The sequence below is a fragment of the Delftia acidovorans NBRC 14950 genome, from assembly GCF_001598795.1.
In the GTDB taxonomy this organism is placed as follows: domain Bacteria; phylum Pseudomonadota; class Gammaproteobacteria; order Burkholderiales; family Burkholderiaceae_C; genus Comamonas; species Comamonas acidovorans.
The window spans coordinates 1-24,981 of the sequence record NZ_BCZP01000014.1 but is presented as its reverse complement, the minus strand read 5'-3'; the positions used below and the strand labels follow the sequence as shown (position 1 = coordinate 24,981).

Annotated in this window: 22 protein-coding genes; 10 read left to right on the top strand and 12 right to left on the bottom strand. The window is 69.0% G+C overall.

Going from position 1 to position 24,981, the window contains the following annotated elements; all coding sequences use genetic code 11:
• Positions 1-6: 6 nt before the first annotated feature.
• The gene (locus DA1_RS18250) at positions 7-744 is read right to left on the bottom strand and encodes a Crp/Fnr family transcriptional regulator (protein WP_034390390.1); all 738 of its coding nucleotides are present in this window, start codon (positions 742-744) and stop codon (positions 7-9) included.
• 153 nt (positions 745-897) lie between these two features.
• Between DA1_RS18250 and DA1_RS18245 the strand changes: the two genes are divergently transcribed.
• Genes DA1_RS18245 through DA1_RS18215 form a run of 7 tightly spaced genes read left to right on the top strand, consistent with a single transcriptional unit; the run spans position 898 to position 10,158 of the window.
• Complete coding sequence (locus DA1_RS18245; protein WP_034390387.1) at positions 898-1,962, top strand: porin; 1,065 nt, start codon at positions 898-900, stop codon at positions 1,960-1,962.
• Positions 1,963-1,971: 9 nt separating this feature from the next.
• The gene (locus DA1_RS18240) at positions 1,972-4,098 is read left to right on the top strand and encodes an acetate--CoA ligase family protein (RefSeq protein ID WP_034390384.1); all 2,127 of its coding nucleotides are present in this window, start codon (positions 1,972-1,974) and stop codon (positions 4,096-4,098) included.
• Positions 4,095-5,117 carry a Bug family tripartite tricarboxylate transporter substrate binding protein gene (locus tag DA1_RS18235; protein WP_034390381.1) on the top strand — a complete coding sequence of 341 codons (1,023 nt, stop codon included), beginning with the start codon at positions 4,095-4,097 and terminating at the stop codon, positions 5,115-5,117. The genes DA1_RS18240 and DA1_RS18235 overlap by 4 nt, the downstream gene beginning before the upstream one ends.
• A gap of 24 nt (positions 5,118-5,141) precedes the next feature.
• Complete coding sequence (locus DA1_RS18230) at positions 5,142-6,527, top strand: DUF1254 domain-containing protein (protein WP_034390379.1); 1,386 nt, start codon at positions 5,142-5,144, stop codon at positions 6,525-6,527.
• An 8-nt stretch (positions 6,528-6,535) separates the two neighbouring features.
• Positions 6,536-7,867, top strand: coding sequence for a DUF1254 domain-containing protein (locus DA1_RS18225; protein WP_034390374.1), 1,332 nt, complete (start codon positions 6,536-6,538; stop codon positions 7,865-7,867).
• A complete protein-coding gene (locus DA1_RS18220; RefSeq protein ID WP_034390371.1) occupies positions 7,864-9,117 on the top strand; it encodes an alkyl sulfatase dimerization domain-containing protein in 1,254 nt (417 codons plus the stop codon). The genes DA1_RS18225 and DA1_RS18220 overlap by 4 nt, the downstream gene beginning before the upstream one ends.
• A 51-nt stretch (positions 9,118-9,168) precedes the next feature.
• Positions 9,169-10,158 carry a Bug family tripartite tricarboxylate transporter substrate binding protein gene (locus tag DA1_RS18215; RefSeq protein ID WP_034390368.1) on the top strand — a complete coding sequence of 330 codons (990 nt, stop codon included), beginning with the start codon at positions 9,169-9,171 and terminating at the stop codon, positions 10,156-10,158.
• Between the two features lie 24 nt (positions 10,159-10,182).
• On the opposite strand, the gene DA1_RS18210 is transcribed toward DA1_RS18215, so the two are convergent.
• The 3 genes from DA1_RS18210 to DA1_RS18200 all read right to left on the bottom strand — a co-directional run bounded on the left by DA1_RS18210 (position 10,183) and on the right by DA1_RS18200 (position 13,503).
• Entirely contained in the window at positions 10,183-11,211 is a 1,029-nt protein-coding gene (locus tag DA1_RS18210) for a Bug family tripartite tricarboxylate transporter substrate binding protein (protein WP_034390366.1), read from the bottom strand.
• Positions 11,212-11,287: 76 nt separating this feature from the next.
• Entirely contained in the window at positions 11,288-12,304 is a 1,017-nt protein-coding gene (locus DA1_RS18205; protein ID WP_013804170.1) for a Bug family tripartite tricarboxylate transporter substrate binding protein, read from the bottom strand.
• Between the two features lie 14 nt (positions 12,305-12,318).
• Positions 12,319-13,503: a M20 family metallopeptidase gene (locus tag DA1_RS18200; protein WP_034390363.1), complete on the bottom strand. Its 1,185-nt coding sequence runs from the start codon at positions 13,501-13,503 to the stop codon at positions 12,319-12,321.
• Positions 13,504-13,580: 77 nt separating this feature from the next.
• Here DA1_RS18200 and DA1_RS18195 point away from each other — a divergent pair, with 77 nt between their 5' ends.
• Positions 13,581-14,528, top strand: coding sequence for a MurR/RpiR family transcriptional regulator (locus DA1_RS18195; RefSeq protein ID WP_034390360.1), 948 nt, complete (start codon positions 13,581-13,583; stop codon positions 14,526-14,528).
• On the opposite strand, the gene DA1_RS18190 is transcribed toward DA1_RS18195, so the two are convergent.
• The 8 genes from DA1_RS18190 to DA1_RS18155 all read right to left on the bottom strand — a co-directional run bounded on the left by DA1_RS18190 (position 14,521) and on the right by DA1_RS18155 (position 23,837).
• Positions 14,521-16,929: a TonB-dependent siderophore receptor gene (locus tag DA1_RS18190; RefSeq protein ID WP_034398155.1), complete on the bottom strand. Its 2,409-nt coding sequence runs from the start codon at positions 16,927-16,929 to the stop codon at positions 14,521-14,523. The two genes, DA1_RS18195 and DA1_RS18190, sit on opposite strands and share 8 nt — an antisense overlap.
• Positions 16,930-17,288: 359 nt before the next feature.
• On the bottom strand, positions 17,289-18,335 hold the full coding sequence (locus tag DA1_RS18185) for a FecR family protein (RefSeq protein WP_034390353.1): 1,047 nt from the start codon (positions 18,333-18,335) through the stop codon (positions 17,289-17,291).
• The gene (locus DA1_RS18180; RefSeq protein ID WP_228676818.1) at positions 18,332-18,943 is read right to left on the bottom strand and encodes an RNA polymerase sigma factor; all 612 of its coding nucleotides are present in this window, start codon (positions 18,941-18,943) and stop codon (positions 18,332-18,334) included. Before DA1_RS18180 ends, DA1_RS18185 begins: the two co-directional genes overlap by 4 nt.
• A 189-nt stretch (positions 18,944-19,132) precedes the next feature.
• Positions 19,133-19,870, bottom strand: a complete 738-nt coding sequence (locus DA1_RS18175) for an amino acid ABC transporter ATP-binding protein (protein WP_012203297.1) — start codon at positions 19,868-19,870, stop codon at positions 19,133-19,135.
• Positions 19,871-20,020: 150 nt separating this feature from the next.
• Positions 20,021-20,692 carry an amino acid ABC transporter permease gene (locus tag DA1_RS18170; protein WP_012203296.1) on the bottom strand — a complete coding sequence of 224 codons (672 nt, stop codon included), beginning with the start codon at positions 20,690-20,692 and terminating at the stop codon, positions 20,021-20,023.
• A gap of 1 nt (position 20,693) precedes the next feature.
• Positions 20,694-21,446, bottom strand: a complete 753-nt coding sequence (locus DA1_RS18165) for an amino acid ABC transporter permease (RefSeq protein WP_013804176.1) — start codon at positions 21,444-21,446, stop codon at positions 20,694-20,696.
• Positions 21,447-21,558: 112 nt separating this feature from the next.
• Positions 21,559-22,458 (bottom strand): transporter substrate-binding domain-containing protein, encoded by a 900-nt coding sequence (locus DA1_RS18160; protein ID WP_013804177.1) that lies wholly within the window; start codon positions 22,456-22,458, stop codon positions 21,559-21,561.
• 443 nt (positions 22,459-22,901) lie between these two features.
• Complete coding sequence (locus DA1_RS18155; RefSeq protein ID WP_170962088.1) at positions 22,902-23,837, bottom strand: LysR substrate-binding domain-containing protein; 936 nt, start codon at positions 23,835-23,837, stop codon at positions 22,902-22,904.
• 206 nt (positions 23,838-24,043) lie between these two features.
• Here DA1_RS18155 and DA1_RS18150 point away from each other — a divergent pair, with 206 nt between their 5' ends.
• Together DA1_RS18150 and DA1_RS18145 are read left to right on the top strand one after the other, a co-directional pair.
• A complete protein-coding gene (locus tag DA1_RS18150; RefSeq protein ID WP_013804178.1) occupies positions 24,044-24,589 on the top strand; it encodes a TRAP transporter small permease in 546 nt (181 codons plus the stop codon).
• Positions 24,586-24,981: TRAP transporter large permease subunit (locus tag DA1_RS18145; protein ID WP_155737656.1), on the top strand; the 396-nt coding region annotated here is incomplete at its 3' end. The genes DA1_RS18150 and DA1_RS18145, both read left to right, overlap by 4 nt.

The following is a 24,981-nucleotide window of genomic DNA, read 5'->3' as shown; positions in this document are numbered from 1 at the left end:
CCGGGGCTAGGGCCCCGGCCGCGCGCCCGCATCGGACAGGCGCAGCAGGCCCGCCAGGTCGACGATGGTCAGCCGGCCATAGGCGGCCTGCAGCAGGCCCCGCTGCTCCAGCAGGCGCAGCTCCTTGTTGATGGTCTGGCGCGAGACCGACAGCATGGCGGCCAGGTCGCTCTGCGAGATGCGCAGCACCACGCCCTGCCCGTCGGGCGCGGGCTGGCCATGCGTGGGGGCCAGCCGCGCCAGCAGTTCGGCCACGCGGTTGTCGATGTTGCTGAAGGCGTGGCGCTGCTGGACGACGATCAGCTCGTGCATGCGTGCCAGCACCAGCAGGCAGATGTCCTTCCACAGCGGCGGATGGGCATCGAGCAGGGCCAGGAAGGACTCGCCGGGAATCTCCACCAGCACCGTGGGCTGGTGCGCGTGGTAGTCGTAGACGAATTGCGTGTGCTCCAGCAGCCGCGCCAGGCCGACGATGTCGCCCGCGCTGTGCATGGACAGCACGAAGCGCGAGCCCGTGGCGTCCACGCCGCCCACTTCCACGCAGCCCGAAGCCACCACCAGCACCTCGCGCCGCTTGGGGTCGGCGGCGCGCACCTGCTGGTGGCGCTCGTAGCGGCCCAGGCGGGACAGCGCCGTCAGCTCATCCAGCACCTCGGGCGGCCAGTTGCGCAGCATGCGGCACAGGCCCAGGGCGCGGCGGATCAGCGCCGAAGGGTCGGCCACGGGAGCAGGCTTGGAGCGCATGGTTCTCTCACGATGTCGAAGGCCCCGGGTTAGTCCGGTGCCCATGTACCGCCATTTGTCAATGGCTTGACAGAGTGCATCCCCTGTCGCTCGGGATAGTAGCAAGCAAGCCACCGGGCAAAGCATCCGGGGCGCTACCAAGGAGACAAGTTCGTGAAGCACAAGCATTGGCTGGCCGCCGGCGGCATGGCGGCCCTGGGCACGTCCGCGTGGGCGCAGGGCAGCGTGGAGATGTTCGGCATCGTCGACGTCCACATCAACAGCGCAAGGTCGGGCGCCACGCGCCTGAGCCGGCTGGAGGACGGGGGCAGCGCGGCATCGCGCATCGGCTTTCGCGGCAGCGAGGACCTGGGCGGCGGCCTGCGCGCCCAGTTCATGCTGGAGGCCGGCGTGGCGCCGGACACGGGCCTGGGCACCATTCCCGGCCCGGGCCTGGCCTTCACGCGGCAGGCCTGGGTAGGACTGAACAGCGGCTGGGGCGCCGTGGAGATGGGCCGCATGTATACGCCCATGTTCGGCGCGCTGTTCCGCGCCGATCCGCTGGGCATGAACGCGCTGTTTTCCTCGCTGAACCTGGTGTCGGCCACCGATGCCCAGGCCAGCCTGCGGCCGTTTGCGGCGCGGGCCAACAACCTGGTGCGCTACCGCACGCCGGCAGGCCAGCCCTGGCTGGCGGACCTGGCCTATTCCTTCGGCGAAGTGGCTTCGCCGAACAGCAACAACGGCCGCCTCTACGGCGCCACGCTGGGCTGGAACCAGAAGCCCTGGTTCCTGGCCTACAGCTTCCAGAAGTCCGTGGAAGGCAGCGCCGCCGCACCTGTGGCCGCACCCGCCACCAGCCACTACCAGGCGTTGTCGGCCAGCTGGGAAGCCCTGGACGGCCTGCGCCTGACGGGCAACTACGTCATCAACCGCGTGGACCGTGCCGGCACACCCAAGGCGAAGCTGGCCCAGCTGGGCGCCGATTGGAGCTTGGATGCGCGCTCCAAGCTGCTGGTCTCGGTGGCGCGGCGCGAGGTGGGCGGTACGGACCGCGCCCAGAACACCTGGACGCTGGGCTACGACTACGCGCTGAGCAAGCGCACCGTGCTCTACGCGCGCTGGCTGCAGCTGGGCAACGCGGCCAATGCCTCGGCCGCCATTGCCAACGTGCCGGTGGCCGCCAACAGCGGCGACGGCGTGCGGTCCCTGGCGCTGGGTGTGCGCCACAACTTCTGAGGGACACACATGACCGACAGCCATTGCTTCGACACTTCCCGGCTCGACGCGCTGTTTGCGCCGCGCTCCATCGCCGTGGTCGGCGCCTCGGACCAGGCCAGCAAGATCGGCGGCATTCCGCTGGACTACCTGCTGCGCTTCGGCTACGGCGGCGCGCTGTATGCGGTGAACCCGCGCGCCAGCCGCGTGCAGGGCCTGCCCGCGCACGAGCGGCTGGCCGCCATCGGCGCGCCGGTGGACCTGGCCATCGTCGCCGTGCCGCAGTCGCAGGTGGCCGGCGTGCTGGAGGATGCGGCCGCCGCGCGCGTGCAGTCCATGGTGCTGTTTTCCTCGGGCTATGCCGAGACCGGCTCCGACGGCACGGCCGCCCAGCAGGCGCTGGCGCGGCGCGCGCAGGAGGCGGGCATACGCCTCATCGGCCCGAACTGCCTGGGCTTCATGCGCCCCGGCCACCAGGTCTACGCCACGTTCTCGCCCGCGCCGGGCGGCGGGCTGGTGCGGCCCGGGCGCATCGGCATGGTCAGCCAGTCGGGCGCCTTCGGTGCCTATGCCTACAGCCTGGCGCGCGAGCGTGGGCTGGGCCTGTCGCTGTGGGCCACCACGGGCAACGAGGCCGATGTGCAGCTGGCCGATGGCCTGGCCTGGCTGGCCCAGGACCCCGAGACCGACGTGATCATGGCCTACATGGAAGGCTGCCGCGACGGCCCCCGGCTGCGCGCGGCCCTGGCCCTGGCGCAGGAGCGCGGCAAGCCCGTGGTCATGTGCAAGGTGGGCACCAGCGCCCTGGGCGCGGCCGCTGCCGCATCGCACACGGCCTCGCTGGCGGGCAACGATGCCGTCTATGACGCGGTGTTCCGCCGCTACGGCGTGCTGCGCGCGCATTCCATCACCGACTTCTTCGCGCTGGCGGCCAGTGCCTCCATCGCGCGGGCCCCCAAGGGGCGGTCCATCGGACTGTTCACGGTCTCGGGCGGCGTGGGCGCCATGATGGCCGACGATGCCAGCGCAGCCGGCCTGGATGTGGCACCGCTGTCCGATGCGGCCCAGCGCCAGCTGCGCGAATGGGTGCCGTTTGCCGCGCCGCGCAACCCCGTGGACATCACGGGCCAGGTCACCAACGACATGACGCTGCTGGAGCGCAGCGCCCGCCTGATGCTGGCCGACCGGCAGTTCGACAGCTGGCTGGGCTTCTTCGCGGCAGGCGGCCTGTCCGACGCCTTCTGGCCCGTGCTGCAAAGCCTGGTGCAGACGCTGCGCACCCACAATCCCGACATCCTGCTGGCCGTCAGCACGCTGTGCCCGCCCGAGCGCCGCGATGCGCTGGAGGCGCTGGGCTGCCTGGTGTTTGCCGACCCGGGCGCGGCCATACGCTGCATTGGCGCGCTGGCCCGCCTGCATGAAACACCGCAGGCTTTGCCCGCGATGGCCGATGCAGGCAGCGCGCTGCACCTGCCGGCGGGCACGCTGTCGGAGCAGCGCAGCATGACCCTGCTGGCCGAGGCCGGCGTGCCCGTGGTGCCGCACCGGCTGGTGCGCACGGCGGCCGAGGCAGCGCAAGCCGTGCAGGCAGCGCAGGAGATGGGCGGACGTATTGCCCTCAAGGTCTGCAGCGATGCCATCGCCCACAAGTCCGACGTGGGCGGCGTGGCACTGAACCTGGCGGATGCGGCCGGCGCCCAGGCCGCCTTCGACCGCATCCTGGCCAATGCGCGCCAGGCCCGGCCCGATGCGCACATCGACGGCGCGCTGGCCGCCCCCATGGTGCAGGGCGGCGTGGAGTGCATCGCCGGCGTGCACCGCGACCCGGTGTTCGGCCCGGTGCTGATGTTCGGGCTGGGCGGCATCCATGCCGAGATCCTGCGCGATGTCTCGCTGCGCCTGCTGCCCATCACGCGCGACGACGCGCTGGCCATGGTGCGCGAGCTGCGGGCCTTTGCCGTGCTGGACGGCGCGCGCGGCCGCCCCCGCGTGGATCTGGACAGCATTGCCGACACGCTGTGCGCCCTGGCCGGCTTTGCGCAGCGCGCAGGCGCCACGCTGGAAAGCGCCGAGATCAACCCCCTGATCGCCCGCCCGCGCGAGGACGGCGGCTGCGTGGCCGTCGATGCGCTGGTCATCGGCAGGGAGGCTGCATGAAAGCCAATGCCCATTCCATCTCCCACCCGGAGGCCACCATGAACACACCCCTGCTGCGCACCGCCGCACTGACCTGCCTTGCCCTGGCCTGCAGCGCCGCGCTGGCCCAGGACGGCTATCCCGCCCGGCCCGTGCGCATCGTCGTGCAATACCAGGCAGGCGGCTCCACCGACACCGTGGCGCGCATCCTGGCCGAGGGCCTGGCCAAGCGCCTGGGCCAGCCCGTGGTGGTGGACAACCGCAGCGGCGCGGGCGGCATCATCGGCACCGAGCATGTGGCCAAGAGCGCGCCCGACGGCCACACCCTGCTGCTGACCGTGCCCGGGCCCATCACGGCCAACCTGGTGCTCTACAAGAAGCTGCCCTACGACCCGCGCACCGAGCTGCGCATGGTCTCGGACGTGGTCTCGCCCTCCATGGTGATGGCGGTCAACCCGGCCGTGCCGGCCAAGGACTTCAAGGGACTGGTCGAGGCCGTGCGCCAGTCGCCGGGCAAGTACGCCATGGGTTCCTGGGGCGCGGGCACGCAGCCGCACCAGGTCCAGGTCTTCATGGACAAGGCCTACGGCCTGCAGTCGCTGCACGTGGCCTACAAGGGCGAGGGGCCCATGTCCATCGACCTGATCAGCGGCGTGATCCAGATGACGCTGGGCTCGGCCGCCACGCTCAAGCCCTTCATCGACGCCGGCAAGCTGCGCGCCCTGGCCGTGGCCGGACCGCGCCGCAGCAAGGCCCTGCCCGATGTGCCCACCTTTGCCGAGCAGGGCTACCGCGAGCCCGTGTATGCCATCACGGGATCGATCTCGCTGATGGCGCCCGTGCGCACGCCCGACGCCATCGTCGAACGCCTGGGCCGCGAGGTCGCCGCGGTGATGCGCGAGCCCCAGGTGCGCCAGCGTGTCGAGGCGCTGGGCCTGGAGGCCCAGGGCAACAGCCCGGCCGAGGCCAGCGCCGCCTACGCCGCCTTTTTGCCCGTGGCGCTGGACCTGGCGCGCTCCACGGGCGTGACCCTCGACTGACCCCCTCCTGCCCTGAAGAAAACAATGGACATGAACCCGACCCCTCCCTCCCTGCCCGAAGTCCGCCGCGCCCTGGCGCGCTCCATCGGCCTGGCCGCCTTTGTCTACGGCTATCCGCTGATAGAGACCTACCGCACCTGCCGCCTGCAGACCGATGCCGGCGCCGCGCGCGCCACCGGCCTGGGCCTGGACATGCGCGGCGACTTCGACACGCTGCACCACAGCCAGCGCCCCTCCACCCATGAGGACCGCGACGTGGTCACGCCCGCCAACGACCTGCTGTACTCGCTGGCCTGGATCCACCTGGCCGACGGCCCGCGCCTGCTGACCGTGCCCTCCAGCGCCGCGCATCCGGGCCGCTACTTCGTGCTGGCCCTGTACGACGCCTATACCGAGAATTTCGAGAACCTGGGACCGCGCAACTGCGCGCCCGAAGGCGAGACCGTGGTCCTGGTCGGGCCGGGCGGCCAGGTGCCGGAACACCTGGCCGGCCACCGCCTGGTGCACTGCCCCAGCAACCTGGTCTGGCTGATCGGCCGCACCGTGGTGGGCGATGCGCCCGACTGGCCTGCAGCCCGCGCACTGCAGGCCGACATCCGGCTGGAGCCCGCGCCAGGCACGCCGAAAGGAGGCCGCCCGGCCGCCGTCACGAACTGGGTCGGCCCGCCCGTGGACGCCATGGCGGCCGCCTTCGAGAACCAGGAGCCTGCGGCCGAGGTTGCGCCGCGATTTTTTGCCAACCTCTGCCATGCGCTGGCCGAGGCGCCTGGCCGCAAGGAGGACCAGGGGCTGCTGGCCTGGTTCGGCCAGGCCGGCCTGGTGGCCAGCGCCCACATGGCGTGGGAGCAGCTGGAGGAGCCCGTGCGCGAAGGCCTGACCGAGGGCTTTGCCGACGGCGTGCGCACCGTGGCCGCCATGGGGCGCAACCGCCGTCCCCGGCCCTGGACCATGACGCCGTCCACCGGCCGCTACGGCAGCGAGTACCTGGGCCGCGCACGCACCGCCTACCTGGGCCTGGGCGCGCTGGCCACCAGCGAGGCCATCTACGCCGCCGCCCACCACGACGCAGGCCTGCAGCCGCTGGACGGCAGCCAGCGCTATGTGCTGCGCTTCAATGCCGCCGACATGCCGCCGGCCGACGCCTTCTGGTCGGTCACCCTGTATGACGCCGACCGCTTTCTCTACGGCAACGAGATCGGCCGCCACTCCATAGGGGACCGCACGCCGGGATTGCTGCGCGAGGCCGACGGCAGCCTGCAGATCGACCTGGGCCATGCCCGGCCGGCACAGGGCGCCGCCAACTGGCTGCCCACGCCGCACGGGCGCTTCTACCTCATCCTGCGCATGTACCACCCGCAGGCAGACGCGCACCAATGGCCTGTTCCGCCCCTGCAGCCCGTGGCCGCATGAGACACGCCATGGACCTGAGCACCCTGGCCGAGGAGGCCGTCATCCACACCTGCCCGCTGTACGAGATGCGCCGCATGCGCGCGGCCACCTCGCCCCGGCGCAATGCGGCGGGCGAGGCCGCGCCCGCACCGCTGCGCTGGTGCAACCAGTTCGTGCATGCACGCCAGCTGCTGCGCGCCGGCACCAGCCGCGTGGTCACGCCCAACAACGACACGCTCTACACCAACGCCTGGCTGGACCTGGGCGCCGGGCCGCTGGTGATCGACGTGCCCGACACGGCGGGCCGCTACTACGTCCTGGGCCTGCTGGACTTCTTCACCAACCCCTTCGCCCACCTGGGCCAGCGCCTGACGGGCACGGCTGCGCGCTCCTTCCTTGTCACGCCGCCCGGCTGGCAGGGGGCGCTGCCGCCACCGTTCGATGCGCCCGGCGCACACATTGCCGCGCCCACGCCCTGGCTGTGGGTGATAGGCCGCATCCTGGTCGATGGCGAGCATGACCTGCCCGCCGTGCACGCGCTGCAGGACGGCTTTGCGGTGCGCCCGCTGGCCGACTGGCAGGCGGGCACGCCCTCGCAGGCCCGCGCCTTCGACCCGGACTGCGATCCCCAGGCCCCGCCAAATGCCGAGCACTATGCAGCCCAGGTGAATGCCGCCTTGCGCGACAACCCGCCGCCGGCAGGGCATGCCGCACGGGTCGCGCGCTTTGCTGCCGTCGGCCTGGGCGCCGGGCTGGGCGCACCCGATGCGCAACAGCAAGCCGCACTGCAGCGCGCCCTGGACAGCGTGCTGCCCCGGCTGCGCGCGGCCAGCACGGGCCGGCGCCTGGACTCGGGCTGGGAACTCCCCGCCCTGGTCGAAGGCAGTTTTGGCGACGACTTCCAGGCCCGCGCCGAAATTGCGCTCAAGTACATCGGCATGCTGGAAAGCCGCGAGGCCATCTACCCGCTGGCCTGGCATGACGCCCAGGGCCGGCCCCTGCATGGCAGCCGCCGCTACCGGCTGCGCTTTGCCCCAGGCGCGCTGCCGCCCGTGCAGGCCTTCTGGTCCCTGACCCTCTACGGCGCCCACGACTGCATGCTGGTGGACAACCCCATCGACCGCTATGCCATCGGCGACCGCACGCCGGGCCTGCGCCCCGACGCTGATGGCGATGGCGATGGCGGGTTGACTATCCACATCAGCCATGCGCCGCCGGCCAGCGAAGACCACCGCGCCAACTGGCTGCCCGCGCCGCGCGAAGGCTTTTACCTGTGCCTGCGCGCCTACATGCCACGGCCCGAACTGCTGGACGGCCGCTACGCCCTGCCCCCCATCGAACCAGACCCGGAGACCCCATGAACGCCAGAGACGACGACAAGCCCTTTTTGCTGGTTGGCACCGGCAGCGAAACCGTGGCGCCGGGCCTGCACATATTGCGCGGCCAGGGCCAGTCCTTTGTGGCCGAGACCGACGCGGGCCTGGTGGTGATCGACGCCGGCCCCGGCGGCAAGGTCAGCCAGGACATGATCGCCAGCCTGCGCCAGCTCAGCGACGCGCCCGTGCATGCGCTGTGCTACAGCCACGGCCACATCGGCTACAACGCGGGCGTGCCCGCCTGGCTGGAGCATGCGGCCGCGCGCGGAGAACCTGTGCCGCGCCTGATCGCGCACCGCAACCTGCCGCGCCGCCAGGCACGCTACCGCGAGACCCGGGCGCTGCAGCACCGCATGGCCGAGATCCAGTTCAACCGCAGCGCGGGCTTTTTCGAGCACCGGCTGGACATGCACGAGCCCACCGAAACCTTCGACACGCGGCTGGAGATAGGCAGCGGGGACAGCCGCATCGAGCTGTTCTGGGCGCCGTCCGAGACCGACGACGCCATCGCGCTGTGGAGCCCCGGCCAGCGCGTGCTGTACGGCGGCGCGGCGCTGCTGGACTCCATCCCCAACATCGGCACGCCGTTTCGCACGCTGCGCGACACCGTGCGCTGGGCCGACACGCTGCAGGCCATGGCCGCGCTGCGCCCGCTCAAGGCCGTGCGCGAGTTCGGTCCCGTGATCGAGGGCGAGCAGGCCGTGCAGCAGGTGCTGCTGCACACCGCACAGGCGCTGCGCTGGCTGCGCGCCGAAGTCGTGCACCTGATGAACGAGGGCCTGAACGAGCAGCAGGTGCTCGCGGCCATGGACTATCCGCAGGAGCTGTTCGGCGTGGAGTGGATGAAGCCCACCTATGGCGACCCCAGCTACATCGTGCGCGACATCTACCGTTCGGAAAACGGCTGGTGGGACCGCAACCCGACCACGCTGCACCCGGCCCCGCCCGAGGCCGCAGGCGCCGCCATTGCCGATGCCATCACCGACAAGCCCGGCTTGGTGGCCAGCGCCCAGGCGCTGGCCGACGCGGGCCAGTGGCAGCTGGCCCTGCATGTGATCGACGTGCTGGCCACGGCGACCGGAGACGCGCCCGAGATCGGCCAGGCCCGCAGCCTGAAGGCCGCCTGGCTGCGCGAGCGTGCGCGCGAGGTGGACAGCTATGTCTCGCGCAACCTCTACCGGGTGGGGGCCGACATGATCGAGCAAGGCACGCAGGCGCGCCTGGGGCTGCGCTGACGGGGCCGCGCACAGGCAAGGCGACTCAAGGCGACACAAGGAGACAAGTGCATGAAGACGATGAAGAAGCACGGCATGGCCCTGGCACTGCTGCTGGCCATGGCCTGCACAGGCCACGCCCAGCCGGCACAGGATGCCGGCAACTACCCCGCCCGCCCCGTCACGCTGATCGTGCCCACGGCCGCCGCCGGCGGCACGGACACCATCGCGCGGGTGTTTGCCGAAGGCCTGACCCGGCTGCTCAAGCAACCCTTCGTGGTGGACAACCGGCCCGGCGCCAACGGCCTGGTCGGCGTGGAGCAGGCCGCGCGCAGTGCGCCGGACGGCTACCGGCTGCTGTTCACCTACACGGCGTCCATGGCCGTGAACCCCAGCCTCTACCGCAAGGTGCCCTATGACCCGGTGAAGGACTTCACGCCCATTGCGCAGATAGGGCGCGCCGGCAATCTGCTGCTGGTCTCGCGCGATCTGCCCGTGCACACGCTCAAGGAGTTCGTGGCCTATGCAAGCGCACGGCCAGGCCAGCTCAGCTACTGCTCCTGGGGCCAGGGCTCGGGCGGGCACCTGACCATGGAATTCCTGCTCAAGCAGGCCGGCCTGCAGATGCAGCATGTGCCCTACAAGGGCAGCAGCCCCTGCGTGCAGGGCCTGCTGGGCGGGCAGGTGCAGGCGGCGTTTGCAGACACCTCGTCAACGGTGGAGCTGGTGCGTGCGGGCCGCGTGCGCGCCATCGCCCACAGCGGTGACAAGCGCATTCCCAGCCAGCCGGACCTGCCCAGCCTGACCGAGGCGGGCTACCCGTTCCACAACTATTCCTGGTACGGCGTCTTCGCGCCGGCCAGGACGCCGCAGCCCATCGTGGACAAGCTCAACGCCGCCATCAATCAGTTGCTGCAGGACCCGGCCACGGCCAAAAAGCTGGGCGAGCTCAACCTGACCGATCTGCCCCGGACCACGCCCGCGCAATTCGCCGACACGCTGCGCCAGGACCTGGCGGACTGGGGGCGGCTGGTGCGCGAGGTGGGCGTGCAGCTGGACTGAGGGCAGGCCCTTGGCGGGCCAGGCTCACTCGGCCACGATGCCCGTCCTGCGCACCACCTCGCCAAAGCGCTTCAGGCGCTCGGACATCATGGCCTCGAAGGCGGCAGGGCTCATTTCCTCGGGCGGCGTCACGCCACGGTCCTGCAGGCTGGCCACCATGGCCGGCGCCGTGGCGGCCTGGCGCACGGCCTTGAAGAGGGCCTGCACCACGGGCGCGGGCGTGCCGGCCGGCGCGGCCAGGCCGGTCCAGGAGCTCATGTTCAGCTGCGGGTAGCCGACCTCGGCCAGCGTGGGCACATCGGGAATTTGTGCCACGCGCTGCTCGGAGGCCACGGCCAGGGCGCGCACCTTGCCTGCCTGGATGTGGGGCAGCATGGAGATGAGGTTGTCGAAGAACACCTGCACCTCGCCCGCCAGCACCGAGGTGACCAGCAGCGTGCCGCCCCGGTAGGGAACATGGGTGATGTCCAGGCCCGCATCGGCCTTGAACATCTCCATGTTGAGCTGGCCCATGCTGCCCGTGCCACCGCTGCCGTAGTTGAGCTGGCCAGGATGCTTTTTGGCATAGGCGATGAACTCCGCAAAGCTGCGGATGGGCAGGCTCGCGGGCACGACCAGCACATTGGGCAGGCGGCCCAGGATGGCGATGTTCTCGAAATCCTTGATGGGGTCGTAGCCCACCTTGGGCTGGGTCAGCGGATTGGCCAGATGGCTGCTCTGCGAGGACACGACCAGGGTGTAGCCATCGGGCCTGGCGCGCGCCACGGCAAGCGCAGCCACCGAGCCGCCCGCGCCGGGCCGGTTCTCCACCACGATGGGCACGCCCAGGATGCGCGCCATGGGCTCGGCATACTGGCGCGCCATGGCGTCCACCGAGCCACCGGCCGGAAACGGCACGATGAAGCTGATCTGGCGCGTGGGGTAGCCGGCGGCCTTGCCTTCGGCGGCCAGCGCCGCAAGCGGCGCCAGCACACCCAGGCCCAGCCCCGCGCCGAGCACGCGGCGGCGGGAAGGGTGGCTGGCAGCCTGGCGGGCGATAGGGGTCATGCTCATGTCTCCTCCTTATGGAAATACGTCGGCTGCGCCCGGCCATCCGGGGCGCCCTGGGGGCACCCTGGGCGTGCCCTGCTTACTCGGCCACGATATGGGCCTTGCGCACCACCTCGCCGAAGAGCTTCAGGCGCTCGGCCATCATCTTCTCGAAGGCGGCGGGGCTCATCTCCTCGGGGGCGACCACGCCGCGCTCCTTGAGGCTGGCCACCATGGCCGGCGCCGTGGCCGCCTGGCGGATGGCCTTGTACAGCGTCTGGACGATGGCGTCGGGCGTGCCCGCAGGCGCCGCGATGCCGGTCCAGGAACTCATGTTGAGCTGGGGATAGCCGACCTCGGCCATGGTGGGCACGTCGGGCAGCATGGGCAGGCGCTGCTCCGAGGCCACGACCAGGGCGCGCACCTTGCCCGACTGCACGTGGGGCAGCATGAAGACCAGGTTGTCGAGGATGAACTGCACCTCGTTGCCGATAGCGGCCGTGACCAGCGGCGAGCCGCCACGGTAGGGGATGTGCGTGGCAAAGATGCCCGTGGCGGCCTTGAGCATTTCCACATTGAGCTGGCCCATGCTGCCGATGCCGGCGCTGCCGTAGTTGACCTGGCCGGGGCGCTTCTTCACGTACTCGATGAACTCCTGGAAGTTCTTCACGGGCAGGCTGGAATGCACCATCAGCGCATTGGGCTGGCGGCCCAGGATGGCAATGTTCTCGAAGTCCTTGATGGGGTCGTAGCCCACCTTGGGCTGGGTCAGCGGATTGGCCAGGTGGCTGCTCTGCGAGGACACGACCAGGGTGTAGCCGTCCGGCTTGGCGCGCGACACGTACTGCGTGGCCACCGAGCCGCCCGCGCCGGGCCGGTTCTCCACCACGATGGGCACGCCCAGGATGCGCGACAGAGGCTCTGCGTACTGGCGGCCCATGATGTCCACCGAACCGCCGGGCGGAAACGGCACGACCAGCGTGATCGGGCGCGAGGGGTACTTGTCATCGGCGCGTGCGGCCAGCGGCGCCAGCGCGGACAGGCCCGCCAGGCCAAGGCCTGCGCCCAGCAGCTTGCGGCGGGTGTTCAGGGAGGGGTTCACGGACAGGTTTTTCATGGGTATCAGCGCAATCAGGGGTGATCAAAGATGGCGAGGGCCACGGCCTGCGCACGCGGCACGAAGGTGGCCAGCTCGCAGTACTCGCGCTCGGTATGGGGATGGCCGCCCACGGGGCCGGTGGCGCACAGCGTGGGCACGCCCACCGACGCGGTCAGGCCGCTGTCGGCCGCACCGCCCGTGAACTCGCCCTGCACGTCGAAGCCCAGCGACTGCGCGCCGCGCCGGTACAGCTGCAGCAGCGCGTCAGGCGTGGGCGCCATGGGCAGGGTGCGGCGCACGGCGGTGACGCGGCCCTGGGTGCGGGGCACGGATTCTTCCTCCACGATGGCGCGGATGCGCTCCATCAGCGCATCGGGATCGGTCTGGGCCGTGTAGCGCACATCGAGCTCGGCCTTGGCGTGGGGCGCCACCATGTTCGGCACGATGCCGCCCTGCAGCACGCCCACATTGGTGGTCGTGCCCGTGGCAGGATCGGTCAGCGCATGCAGGGCCAGCAGCTTGCGCGCCATGGCCTCCAGCGCGCTGGCGCCGGCCGCGTGGTTGATGCCCGCATGGGCGGCCACGCCCTGCACCTCGAACTCCACGGCCATCGATCCCTTGCGGCTGGTCACCAGGTTGCCGCTGACGCGGCCGGGCTCGGCATTGAAGACGGCGCGCGCGCCGCGCACCGTGTCCATGATGGTCTGGCGCGTGGCGGGCGAGCCGATTTCCTCATCGCACGAGAAGAACAGCTTGAGCGGCGCCTTCAGGCCGCCACAGCGCGCAAAGGCCTCGGCCACGAAGACGTTGAGCACCAGGCCCGACTTCATGTCGGCCACGCCGGGACCGTAGGCCCTGCCCTCTTCCACGCGGAAGGGGCGGCGCGCCACGGTGCCCGCCGGGAAGACGGTGTCCATATGGCCCATCAGATAGATGGGCGCGCCTTCGGCCGGGCCGTCCCCGTCGGGACCGACGACATCGGCATGCAGCAGCACGCCGTAGCCTGGCACGTCCTCGAAACGCACGGCCACGCCGGCCGCCTCCAGCCGCTCGCGCAGCGCCTGGGCCACGGCCAGGATGCCGGCTTCATCGCGGCTGCCGCTGTCGATATCGACAATCCTGTGCAACAGGTCTTGCATGGCCTGCTGCTGGCCGCCCAGCCAGTCCAGCAGTCTCGCGCGCTGCTGCACGCGGCTTTGTTCGAGGGTATCGTGCATGGTGGAATCTCCAGAGTGCATGCAGTGTTGCACGCGACCCCCTATTTTGCAACACACGTTGCATATACAAGAAAAATATGAAATCACCATTGCAAAAAGCCACACTGCTGCTGCCGCAGCGCCTGGCGCAGCAGGGCGCGGAGCTGACGGCCAGCGAGCTGACGCTGGCCCAGACCCTGGGCAGCAACTACCCGCATGCGCTGCTGGAGTCGGCCACGGCGCTGGCCGCGCACACGGGCACCAGCGCCTCGACCGTGGTGCGCCTGTTCGCCAAGCTCGGCTATGCCAGTTATGCCGAGGCCCAGCGCGAGGCGCGCGGCGAGGTGACGGCGCTGCTGCAGACGGCCGCCCAGCGCGCGCCCGTGCTGCTGGGCGCGCAGCGCAGCCTGAGCGAGTGCGTGGACGATGCGCTGCTGCACGACCAGCACAACATCCAGGCCACGCGCGAGGGGCTGGACATGGCGGCCTTCGAGGCCATGGCCCGCAAGCTGGCCCAGGGCGAGGGCCGCGTGTTCGTGCTGGCCCAGCTCAACAGCTCGCCGGTATCCGCCTGGCTGGCCCTGCACCTGAACATGTGCCGCCCCGGCGTGCAGGAGCTGGATGCCGGAGCCATCGCGCCGGCCGACCAGCTGCTGTGGATCGGCCCCTCGGACACGCTGCTGGCCTTCAGCGTCAGCCAGTATTCGCGCGGCACCTTCGAGATAGCGCAGCGCTTTGCCGACGCCGGCGCCCAGGTGCTGGCCATCACCGACAGCCCCGCCGCGCCGCTGGCCACCGTGGCCCACCACTGGCTGCAGGTGCGCACGGCCAATGCCTCGCCCTTTCACTCCTACACGGCGGCCTTCTACCTGTGCAACGCCCTGGTCTCGGCCGTGGCCCAGCTGCGCCACAAGGATGTGTCCGAGGCCCTGGCCCGGCGCGACGCGCTGTGGAAGGAGTTCAACCACCAGTTGATCAGGACGGCCGAGCCGCGCGGGCCGGCTCGCGCCGCGCGCAAGCCACCCGCGCGCAGGTCTTCTACATAGACCAGTAGTACTTGAAGCTCAGCGTGGCCTCGCGATCCACGCCGCGGAAGATGCCTGCGAAGTACTTGCGGTTGAACAGGTTGTTGATGTTCAGCGCGATGCGGTACTGCGGCGTCTCGTAGGCCAGCGCCAGGTCGGCCAGCGTGGCGGAGTCGTTGATGTTCAGCGTGCCGTCCGCTGCCACGTTGTAGGGAGAGCGACCCTTGTAGCGCAGGCCGCCGGCCACCATCAGGCCCGGCACCGCGCGCGGTCGGTAGTCCAGCCACAGGCTGGCCATGTGGCGTGTGGTCTGTATGGTCTGGCGGCCGATTTCGGCGGGCCGGTTGCTCTGCGTGGTGCGCGGGTCCAGGTAGGTGTAGCTGGCCAGCGCGTTCAGCTCGCGCGTGAGCGCGAAGCGGCCTTCCAGCTCCAGCCCCGTGGAGCGCACCTCGCCCGTCTGGATGCTGAAGCGCGGGTGGTCAGGGTCCAGCGTGGTGACGTTGGTCTGGCGCAGGTCGAAGACCGAGGCCGTGATCAGCGAGGTGCTTCCCGGAGGCTGGTACTTCACGCCCGCCTCGTACTGCTTGCCGCGCCGGGGCTCGAACGGATTGCCGTCGTACTGCAGGCCCGTGACCGGATCGAAGGAGGTCGCGTAGCTCGCATAGGGCGCCCAGCCGCTGTCGAACAGGTAGAGCAGGCCAGCGCTGCCGGTGGTGGCGCTGTCGCTCATGCGCGGCTGGGTGCTGCTGTTCTGCGTGGTGCGCGCCTGGTCATGGCGCAGGCTGAGATTGGCCACCCAGCGGTCCCACTTGAACTGGTTGAGCGTGTAGATGCCGGTCTGGCGCAGGTCCGTGCGGCTGTCCTCCAGCTCTGGATAGGCGATGGACTGGCCATAGGCGGGGTCGAGCATGTCCAGGTCGGGCACATCCCAGCCAAAGCCCAGGCCGCCGCGCTCCCTGTACTTCACATGGTCCATGCCGAAGGCCATCCGGTGCTGCAGCCCGCCCCAGCGCAGGTCCTTCTGCAGGCGGGTGTCCAGCGCCAGCGTGCGGCCCTTGGTGCGCTGGGCCAGGCTGGCGCGCGAGACGCTTCGGCCGTCGGCCAGCACGTCCATGGCGTAGATGTGGCGGTAGTCGATGTCGATGGTGGAGTAGCGCAGGTTCTGCGTGAGCTGCCAGCCGCTGTCGGTCTGGTGCGAGAACTCGTAGCCCAGCGATCGCGTGTCGCGGTCGAAGCGGTCGAAGGACGGGTCGCCGGCCGTCAGGTGCGCGGGCAGGTCCTTGATCTGCGGGTAGGTGAACAGGCTGGGCCACCAGGACTTGGGCGTGCCGCGCTCGCGCGAGTAGCTGCCCAGCACGGTCAGGTGGGTGCGGCCGGAGAGGTTCCAGCGCAGCGAGGGCGCAATGGAGATGCGGTCATCGCGCGAGCCCACGGTGCGTCCGTCGCTGTCACGCGCCTTGAGGTTGAGCCGGTACAGCAAGTCGCCCGAAGCATCCAGCGCGCCGCCCAGATCGGCCGTGGCCTGGGCGCGCTGGTAGCGGCCATAGGACAGGCCCACGCTGTTCACATGGTCGGCCTCGGGTTTCTTGGAGACCACGTTGATCACGCCGCCCGGCCGCCCTTGGCCAAAGAGCACGGAGGCCGGGCCCTTGATGACCTCGATGCTGTCCAGCTCGTCGATCTCGTCGTTCCACGAACCATAGGTGCCGGCCGAAAACTGCCGCAGGCCGTCCTTGTAGTAGGAGCTGCCATCGCTGAAACCCCGGATGATGGCGCCCGTCATGCGCAGGTCCGCGCCCGTGACTTCGGTGGACACGCCGGCCGTGTACGACAGGGCCTGCTCGATGCTCTTGGGCGCCTGGTTCTGCAGCTGCTCCTGGGTGACGATGGAGATGGAGCGCGGCGTCTCGATCAGCGGCGTGTCCAGCTTGGTGCTGGCGCTCCTGCCGCTGCCCACGTAGCTGCCCGGCGCGGCCATGCGCTGCGATGTCACGTTGACCGTGGACAGCGTGGTGCCCGCCGACGGCTGAGGCTGCGGCGCAGGCGCCTTGCGCAGCGTGAACGTGCCCTGCTCGGTGCTGTGCGCGGTCACACCGGTGCCAGCCAACAGCCGGTCCATGGCCTCCTGCGGCGTGAAGCTGCCTTGGAGGGCCGGCGCCTGGCGGCCGCCCAGCACGGCTTCGTCGTACAGCACCTGGAACTGGGTCTGGCGGCCAAAGGCGCGCAGCGCGTTGATCAGCGGCTGCGCCGGCTGGTCAAAGGCCAGGCGCTGTCCGGATGACGGCATCGGTGAAGAGGCGGCCGGCTGCTGAAGCTGTTGCGCACGGGCGGACGGCGCGGCCCCCATGCCGGCCACGGCACCGGCCACCAGCCACGCCAGCAGGCGCGGCCTGGCCTGCGGGCCGGCGCCCTGCTCCTTTATGTTCCTGTGTCGGGCATGCGTGCCCCTGCCTGCGAATTCCCTGCCTGCTGCTTCTTGCGCTCTCATTGCCACTCCGTTGCTGTGCCGTTGCACGGGCACGCGACGGGCAGGCTGCAGGCAGCCGTCGCGGGCGATCAGGAACCGCGCCGGACAAGCCATGCCAGCCCACCCGCGCATGCGCGTCAGGTGTTGCGGCCGTTGGCTGGGGCGTGAGGGACGAGCGCCCTCGGTGGTCCTTGGCTGGCAGCCGTGCGGGCCTGGAAAATCCACGCCCCTGCCCTATAGAAGCCAGGACGGGTGCAAAGCTGGAACCTGGGGTTGGTCGTCAATTTGAAACAAAATGTTTTTCAATCTTCGATTCATCCCCGCACGATCAGCCAACCTCCGCCGCTGCGCGGCTGCACGCGTACCGCAATCAAGGCCGGCAGCGCGCGCACAAAGCGCTCGGGCGCGGCCGTGGCCAGCAGGCCCGAGACACGCAGGCGGCCCAGCGACTCGTCGCCCAGCTCCACGGGCGCACCCAGATAGCGCGACAGCTCCTGCGCCACCTCCGCCAGCGGCGTGCCGCTGAAGCGCACCTGGCCCGTGCGCCAGTCGCCCACGCTGTCCGCATCGGCCACCACGGTGCTGTGCCGGCCGGCGCTGTCCACAGCCACGCCCGCGCCTGCCGCCAGCAGCAGGACATCGCCCCCGGCCCGGTCACGCTCGGGCCGCAGCTGCACTTTGCCCTCCAGCACCTTCACCACCAGCCGCGGCGGCCCGGCGCGCACATTGAACGCGGTGCCCACCACCCGGACGCGGCTGGCGCCGGAGTCCACGGTGAAGGGCCTGTCCGGGCCGGGCGTGACCTCGAAGAAGGCCTCGCCCCGATCCAGCACCACCTCGCGGCGGCGCGGGTAGTAGCGCACCTGAAGTTCGCTGTCCACGTTGAGGGCCACGCGCGAGCCATCGGGCAGCTCGATGCTCTGCGTCTGCCCGGGCGCCGTGCGGGCCTGCAGCGTATAGCCCGGCGTGTGATCCCAGCGGTACCAGCCCCCCCAAGCCAGCAGCGAGACCACCGCCAGCACGGACAGGGCTGCTGCAGGGCGGCCGGGCCAGCGGGCATGAACGCGCTGGCGCGGCGGCGCGGCCGCTGGTGCAGCGCAGACGGCAGGCGCGGCGGGCGGCACCGCTGCGCCAAACTCATCGGGAAACAGTTCCCTGAGCTGTGGCGCGCCATGCCAGTGGCGCGACATGCCTTCGAAGATGCTGCGGTGCAGCGGGTTGGCGCCCAGCCACGCATCCAGCGCGCGCTCATCGGCGCCCGTCCAGTCCGGCTGCTGGCGGCGCACGAACCAGTCGGCCGCCCTGTCATGCAGCCCCACCAACTCCTGCGGCGAAACGCCCGGGGGAAGTTCGTTGCTCATCGTGTGTTCTCTGCGGCGCCCGGCCGCTGCTCGTCTGCGCGCAGCAGGGCACGCATTTGCTCGGCGCTGGCGTAGCGTACGCGGATCTCGCAATAGGACAGTGCCCGGCTCAGGTGGCGCGAGACCATGCGCACGGTGATGTCCATGCGCTCGGCCGTCTGCTCCAGCGTCAGTTCCTGCACGCGGTGAAGCACGAAGGCCTGGCGCTGACGCTCGGGCAGCTCGTTCAGGGCATCGCGCAGCCGGGCCAGGCGCTGGCGGCGCTCATCGTCCAGCGCATGATCGGCTCTGTCGCGGGCCGGCAGGGACTCGACCTCGTCGCGGCAATCCTCCACGGACACCAGCCGCACACCGGCCTGCTGCGGCGCCGTGCGGTGCGCGAAGGCCGCCACGCTGCGCACGACCTGATGCAGATAGGGCCGCTCTTCGTCCACGGGCAGGCACTTGTCGGCCGACAGCATGCGCACGAAGACCTCCTGGGAGGCATCCTCGATATCGGCCGGGCTCTTGAAGTACCGCGCCAGCATGCGCTGCAGCGGCTTGCGCCAGCGGGTGTAGAGACTGCGGGAATGGCCACCGGGCTCTCCCGGGGCGTCGTCGCGCTTCATGGCAGGCATGGCACGGCGGACGTGGAAGTTGTCCGGCGGCGGGGTAATGGGGGCGGAATCTGGAGCACGGTGCAAACAGCTGAGCCGGCGATTGTATCGAGAACTATTCTCATCATCAGCTCGCCTTGGCCACAAAAAAAGGGCGCCGAAGCGCCCCTTGATTACCGTGCCCGCAAGGGCCGCACCGGTTCAGTGCTGCAGGATCTTGTTGAGGAATTCCTTGGTCCGGGGCTGGCGCGCTTCCGGGTTGCCGAAGAATTCGTCCTTGGAGCAGTCCTCCAGGATCTTGCCGCCCACGTCCATGAAGATCACACGGCTGGCCACCTTGCGTGCGAAGCCCATTTCGTGGGTCACGCACATCATGGTCATGCCTTCGTTGGCCAGGCCGATCATCACGTCCAGCACTTCGCCGACCATTTCGGGGTCCAGCGCGGAGGTGGGTTCGTCGAACAGCATCACGATGGGGTCCATGGACAGCGCGCGCGCAATGGCCACGCGCTGCTGCTGGCCACCCGACAGCTGGCCCGGGAACTTGTCCTTGTGCGCCGTCAGGCCCACGCGGTCCAGCATCTTGAGGCCACGCTTCTTGGCATCGTCCGGGCTGCGACCCAGCACCTTGATCTGGGCGATGGTCAGGTTCTCGGTCACCGACAGGTGCGGGAACAGCTCGAAGTGCTGGAACACCATGCCCACGCGGCTGCGCAGCTGGGGCAGGTTGGTCTTGGGATCGTGCACGGCCACGCCGTCCACGAAGATCTCGCCCTTCTGGAAGGGCTCCAGCGCGTTGATGGTCTTGATCAGCGTGGACTTGCCCGAGCCCGAAGGGCCGCAGACCACCACGACCTCACCCTTCTGGATGTTGGTGGAGCAGTCGGTCAGCACCTGGAAGCTGCCGTACCACTTGGAAACGTTCTTGAGTTCAATCATTGGTTCACTCCGACTCGTGTCAGTTGTCCATCGCCGCGCCGACAAGGGGCGCGGTCATGGGGGCGGGACGGCCAGCAAGGGCCGCCCCGCAGCCAAGGCCGTCGTCCCCCTTCAAGGGGGAAGGCGCGAAGCGACTCAGGGGGTGGTGTGTCATCGAATGATGGCAATCTTTTTGTGCAGGCGCTTGACTGCCCACGAGAGCGAGTAGCACAGCACGAAGTAGGTCACGCCAGCGGCCAGATAGGATTCGATGGGACGGCCATAGTTCTTGCCCGCCACTTCGAAGCCCTTGAGCATGTCGTAGGCACCGATGGCATAAACCAGCGAGGTGTCCTGGAACAGGATGATGGTCTGCGTGAGCAGCACCGGCAGCATGTTGCGGAAGGCCTGGGGCAGGACCACGAGGCGCATGTTCTGGCCGTAGGTCATGCCCATGGCCTGGCCCGCGGAGACCTGGCCGCGCGGGATGGACTGGATGCCCGCGCGCATGATCTCGCTGAAGTAGGCCGCCTCGAAGGCGATGAAGGTGATGATGGCCGAGACCTCGGCGCCGATGGGCCGACCGATGATCAGCGGCATCAGCAGGAAGAACCACAGGATCACCATCACCAGCGGCACGGAGCGCATGCCGTTGACGTAGAGCGTGGCGGGCACATCAAGCCACTTCTTGCCGGACAGGCGCATCAGCGCCAGCACGGTGCCGAAGAGCACGCCGCCGATGGTGGCGATGACGGTCAGCGTCAGGCTGAAGTACAGGCCCTTCAGCACGAAGTTGCTGAACAGGTCCCAGGTGAAGAACGACCAGTCGATTTGCAGGTTCATGTCAGTGTCCTCCGCCGCTGGCAGCGATCAGGCCCGGGACGCGCGAACGCTTCTCGATGAAGGCCATGATGCGGTTGATGGCAAAGGCGGAAACCACATACAGGCCGGTGACGGCCAGATAGATCTCGATGCCGCGCGAAGTCTCTTCCTGCGCTTGCATGGCGAACATGGTCAGCTCGGCCACGGACACGGCGAAGGCCACGGACGAGTTCTTGAACACGTTCATGGTCTCGCTGGTCAGCGGCGGGATGATGATGCGGAACGCCATGGGCAGCAGCACGTAGCGGTAGTACTGGAACGTGGTGAAACCCATCGCCATGCCCGCATAGCGCTGGCCGCGCGGCAGCGCCTGGATGCCCGAACGCACCTGCTCGGCGATACGCGCCGAGGTGAAGAAACCCAGCGCCAGCACCACGAGCACGAAGCCCGGCAGCGACTTCAGCGCAGGAACAAAGGACGGAACCACGTGGTACCACATGAAGATGTGGACCAGCAGCGGAATATTGCGAAACAGCTCCACCCAGGCATTGCCCAGCCGCACGATCCACGGCCGGCCCTCCAAAGTGCGCAGCGTGCCGATCAGCGATCCGACGACCAGTGCGATCAACAGCGACAGCAGCGACACGGAAATGGTCCAGCCCCAGGCCGACAGCATCCAGTCGAGGTAGGTGATATCGCCGTTCTTGCCGAAGCAGCTTTGACCGACCTCTTGGGTAATGGTGTCCTGGCAGAACACCTGCCAATCCCAACTCATAGGAGCACCCCTTCATTCAAAACACGAAATGCGTGCCGGCAGAAAAACCGGCGACGCAACAAAAAACGCCCCTTCCAACCGCATGGCAGAAGGGGCGGCATTCAGCTGGTGCTTACTTGACTTCGTACGACTCCATGGGCTTGTCGTTGGGGTGAGCCCATGCGTCCTTGGTGGCGTCGGACAGTGGCAGGCCGACCTTCACGTTGACCGGGGGAATCGGCTGCATGAACCACTTGTCATAGAGCTTGGCCAGCGAGCCGTCGGCGATCTGGCGCTTGATGGAGTCGTCCACGGCCTTCTTGAAGGCAGGGTCGTCCTTGCGCAGCATGCAGGCGATGGGTTCGACCGACAGGGTTTCGCCGACGATCTTGTAGTCGGCAGGTGCCTTGGACTTGGAGATGTTGGCGGCCAGGATGGAGCCGTCCATGATGAAGGCGTCGGCACGGCCGGTTTCCAGCATCAGGAAGCTGTCGGCGTGGTCCTTGCCCATGACTTCCTTGAAGGTCAGGCCGTCGGCGCGCTTGTTCTTGCGCAGGGTCTGCACCGAGGTGGTGCCCGTCGTCGTGACGATGGTCTTGCCGTTCAGGTCCTTGATGCCGGTGATGCCGGAGTTGCCCTTGACGGCGATGCGCACTTCTTCCACGTAGGTGGTCACGGCGAAGGCCACATCCTTTTGGCGGGCCTGGCTGTTGGTGGTGGAGCCGCACTCGATGTCCACGGTGCCATTGGTCACCAGGGGGATGCGGTTCTGCGAGGTGACGGGCTGGTACTTGATGTCCAGCTTGGCCAGGCCCAGTTCCTTCTGGATGTCGGCCAGCACGCGCTCGCCCATCTCGGTGTGGAAGCCCACGTACTTGCCATTGCCCAGCGTGTAGCCCAGGCCGGAGGATTCACGCACGCCCAGCGTCACGGCGCCGGAGGACTTGATCTTGGCCAGGGTGTCACCAGCCTGCGCGAATGCGCTGCCTGCAGCCAGGGCGGTCACGGCGATGGCCAACAAATGCTTCTTCATACGGGTCTCCTGAGATGAGAACGAAAACGGTCTTGATGAGAACGGTCGAGTCGCCTTGTGGGCTGGCTCGAACTATCAACGATGTGACACATATTGTGCAATCACGCACGGTGCTGGAGCACCGAGACGTGCTAGGGCTTTCCAGCACGTCAGCCGGATTCAGGTAAGCAACTGCCGTGCCATGGCACGCGTTTTTTGCCCGATCCAGCGCACCGGCGGTCCTGCACACGGCGTGGTTGCTGTGCGCGCACTCTAATGCCAGGGCCGGTGGCACAGCCAATGCCGTTTGCAAAAGCCCTTATGCATGCTATGCATAATAGGTGTTTACCCTAGGCATAACCCGTGCACCAAGTCGGGCTCTTGCCGGGCAACCGCATGCACCAACGTGCAGCAAAAAGGGGCTGCGAGAGCCCCTTTTTTCCTGATGCGTGCCGTTTGGCGTGTCAGCCGATGGTCTCGCCCTGCTCCAGCAGGAAGTTCCACAGCGCGCCGGCCACGCCCTGGGGCGCGTCCTTGCTGGCGGGTTTTTCACGGTAGGCGCGCACTTCCATGTCCATGCGAAAACCGTTGTCGCCCGCAGGCGCGGCGCTGACCAGGCGCCCGGCCTCCAGCTCGTTGCGCACGGCGCTGAACGGCAAGAACGCGACGCCATGGCCTTCCAGCGCCATGGCCTTGAGGCCTTCGGCCATGTCGGTCTCGTAGACGCGTTCCAGGTGCACGGCCTCGGCCGCTTCCTTGAGGATGAGCTCCGTCACCCGGCCCAGGTAGGCGCCGGGCGCATAGCCCAGATAAGGCAGCGGCTGGCCCTGGCGGCCCGGCAGCTGGTGCAGCGGCAGGCCGTCGGCGTCGGGCTTGGCGTAGGGGGCGAGCACCTCATGGCCCAGGCTGACCATCTCGTAGCGCGCCGGGTCAAGCTGGAAGGGCTGGGACGGATGGAAGTAGGCGATCAGCAGGTCGCAGCCGCCTTCGACCAGGCGCATCACGGCGTCATGCACGTTGAGCGCGAACAGCCGGCTGCGGAACGGCCCGAACTTGGCCTGCACGCTGGAGACCCAGTTCGGGAAGAAGGTGAAGGCCAGCGTGTGCGGCACCGCAAAACCCACCATGCCTTTGCCCGCGCTGACGTGGGCACGCAGCATGGTGCGCGTGCTCTGCAGCGACTGCAGCATCTCCAGCGCCTGGTCATACATGGTCTTGCCGGCCGGCGTGAGCCGGGTCGGGTAGGAGCTGCGGTCCACAAGGTCGGTGCCGGCCCAGGCCTCCAGTGCCTGGATGCGGCGCGAGAACGCAGGTTGCGTCACATGCCGCAGTTGGGCGGAGCGGCTGAAACTGCGTGTTTCAGCCAGGCTGACGAAATCTTCTAGCCATTTGGTTTCCATGCCCGCCATTATCCGCCGGGCCGTGACGGGTGCCTGACGGGGCAGGGATGGCCCCTCTGGCACACCGCATGGATGCGCACATAATGGCGCTGCGCCGCATTTACCCAATGTGACATTTTTTCCTCACGGCCCCCGGCACACGACGCCGAGGAAGCTCAGTGACTGCATCTGCCCCGCCATGTGTAATTTTCTGACTCCCCGCGTCCATGTCATCCCCTCCCACCGAAAACGGCGCCGCTGAGACGCCTTCGCAGCCGGACGAGCCGCGTTCGCTGCGCATCGAGGACTGGCTCACCGTGGTGATCATGGCCCTGCTGGCCCTGATCACCTTCGCCAATGTGCTGGTGCGCTACTTCACCTCCTCCTCCTTCGCCTGGACCGAGGAAATCTCGGTCTTCCTGATGATCCTGCTGGCCATGGTCGCGGGCTCGGCGGCCGTGGCGCGCAACGCCCATATCCGCATCGAGTACTTCGCCGAAGGCGGCAGCGCCCTGCGCAGGAAGCGCCTGGCGCGCTTCGGCACGCTGATGGTGGCCCTGCTGTTCGCCGTGATCGCCGCACTGAGCGTGCGCGTGGTCTGGGACGACTACCGGTTCGAGGAAACCTCGCCCGGCATCGGCGTGCCGCAGTGGTGGTATTCGATGTGGCTGCCGATTTGCTCGGCCCTGATCACAGTGCGCGCGCTGCAGCTGTTCCAGCGCCAGGGCCGCCCTGGCGCCTTCGATGACAGCACCGGGGAGAAGGCGCAATGATCGCAACCCTGCTCTTCATCGCCTTCCTGGGCCTGATGTTCCTGGGCGTGCCGATCGGCGCGGCCCTGGGCCTGGCGGGCGCCGCCGCCATCGCGCTGGCCAGCCCCGACACGCAGTGGTACGGCCTGCTGGCCGTGCCGCAGAACTTCTATGCGGGCCTGGGCAAGTACCCGCTGCTGGCGATTCCGATGTTCGTGCTCGTGGGCTCGATCTTCGACCGCTCTGGCGTGGCGCTGCGCCTGGTGAACTTCGCCGTGGCCATCGTGGGCCGCGGCCCCGGCATGCTGCCCCTGGTGGCGATTGCCGTGGCCATGTTCCTGGGCGGCATCTCGGGCTCGGGCCCGGCCAATGCCGCCGCCGTGGGCGGCGTGATGATCGCGGCCATGAGCCGC

Coding starts and splice junctions, on each gene's coding strand:
- DA1_RS18200 (WP_034390363.1), bottom strand. CDS start 13,503: ATGCACGATACCCTCGAACAAAGCCGCGTGCAGCAGCGCGCGAGACTG.
- DA1_RS18220 (WP_034390371.1), top strand. CDS start 7,864: ATGAACGCCAGAGACGACGACAAGCCCTTTTTGCTGGTTGGCACCGGC.
- DA1_RS18205 (WP_013804170.1), bottom strand. CDS start 12,304: ATGAAAAACCTGTCCGTGAACCCCTCCCTGAACACCCGCCGCAAGCTG.
- DA1_RS18230 (WP_034390379.1), top strand. CDS start 5,142: ATGGACATGAACCCGACCCCTCCCTCCCTGCCCGAAGTCCGCCGCGCC.
- DA1_RS18165 (WP_013804176.1), bottom strand. CDS start 21,446: ATGAGTTGGGATTGGCAGGTGTTCTGCCAGGACACCATTACCCAAGAG.
- DA1_RS18250 (WP_034390390.1), bottom strand. CDS start 744: ATGCGCTCCAAGCCTGCTCCCGTGGCCGACCCTTCGGCGCTGATCCGC.
- DA1_RS18210 (WP_034390366.1), bottom strand. CDS start 11,211: ATGAGCATGACCCCTATCGCCCGCCAGGCTGCCAGCCACCCTTCCCGC.
- DA1_RS18235 (WP_034390381.1), top strand. CDS start 4,095: ATGAAAGCCAATGCCCATTCCATCTCCCACCCGGAGGCCACCATGAAC.
- DA1_RS18215 (WP_034390368.1), top strand. CDS start 9,169: ATGAAGACGATGAAGAAGCACGGCATGGCCCTGGCACTGCTGCTGGCC.
- DA1_RS18195 (WP_034390360.1), top strand. CDS start 13,581: ATGAAATCACCATTGCAAAAAGCCACACTGCTGCTGCCGCAGCGCCTG.
- DA1_RS18150 (WP_013804178.1), top strand. CDS start 24,044: ATGTCATCCCCTCCCACCGAAAACGGCGCCGCTGAGACGCCTTCGCAG.
- DA1_RS18185 (WP_034390353.1), bottom strand. CDS start 18,335: ATGAGCAACGAACTTCCCCCGGGCGTTTCGCCGCAGGAGTTGGTGGGG.
- DA1_RS18225 (WP_034390374.1), top strand. CDS start 6,536: ATGGACCTGAGCACCCTGGCCGAGGAGGCCGTCATCCACACCTGCCCG.
- DA1_RS18180 (WP_228676818.1), bottom strand. CDS start 18,943: ATGAAGCGCGACGACGCCCCGGGAGAGCCCGGTGGCCATTCCCGCAGT.
- DA1_RS18155 (WP_170962088.1), bottom strand. CDS start 23,837: ATGGAAACCAAATGGCTAGAAGATTTCGTCAGCCTGGCTGAAACACGC.
- DA1_RS18240 (WP_034390384.1), top strand. CDS start 1,972: ATGACCGACAGCCATTGCTTCGACACTTCCCGGCTCGACGCGCTGTTT.
- DA1_RS18160 (WP_013804177.1), bottom strand. CDS start 22,458: ATGAAGAAGCATTTGTTGGCCATCGCCGTGACCGCCCTGGCTGCAGGC.
- DA1_RS18170 (WP_012203296.1), bottom strand. CDS start 20,692: ATGAACCTGCAAATCGACTGGTCGTTCTTCACCTGGGACCTGTTCAGC.
- DA1_RS18175 (WP_012203297.1), bottom strand. CDS start 19,870: ATGATTGAACTCAAGAACGTTTCCAAGTGGTACGGCAGCTTCCAGGTG.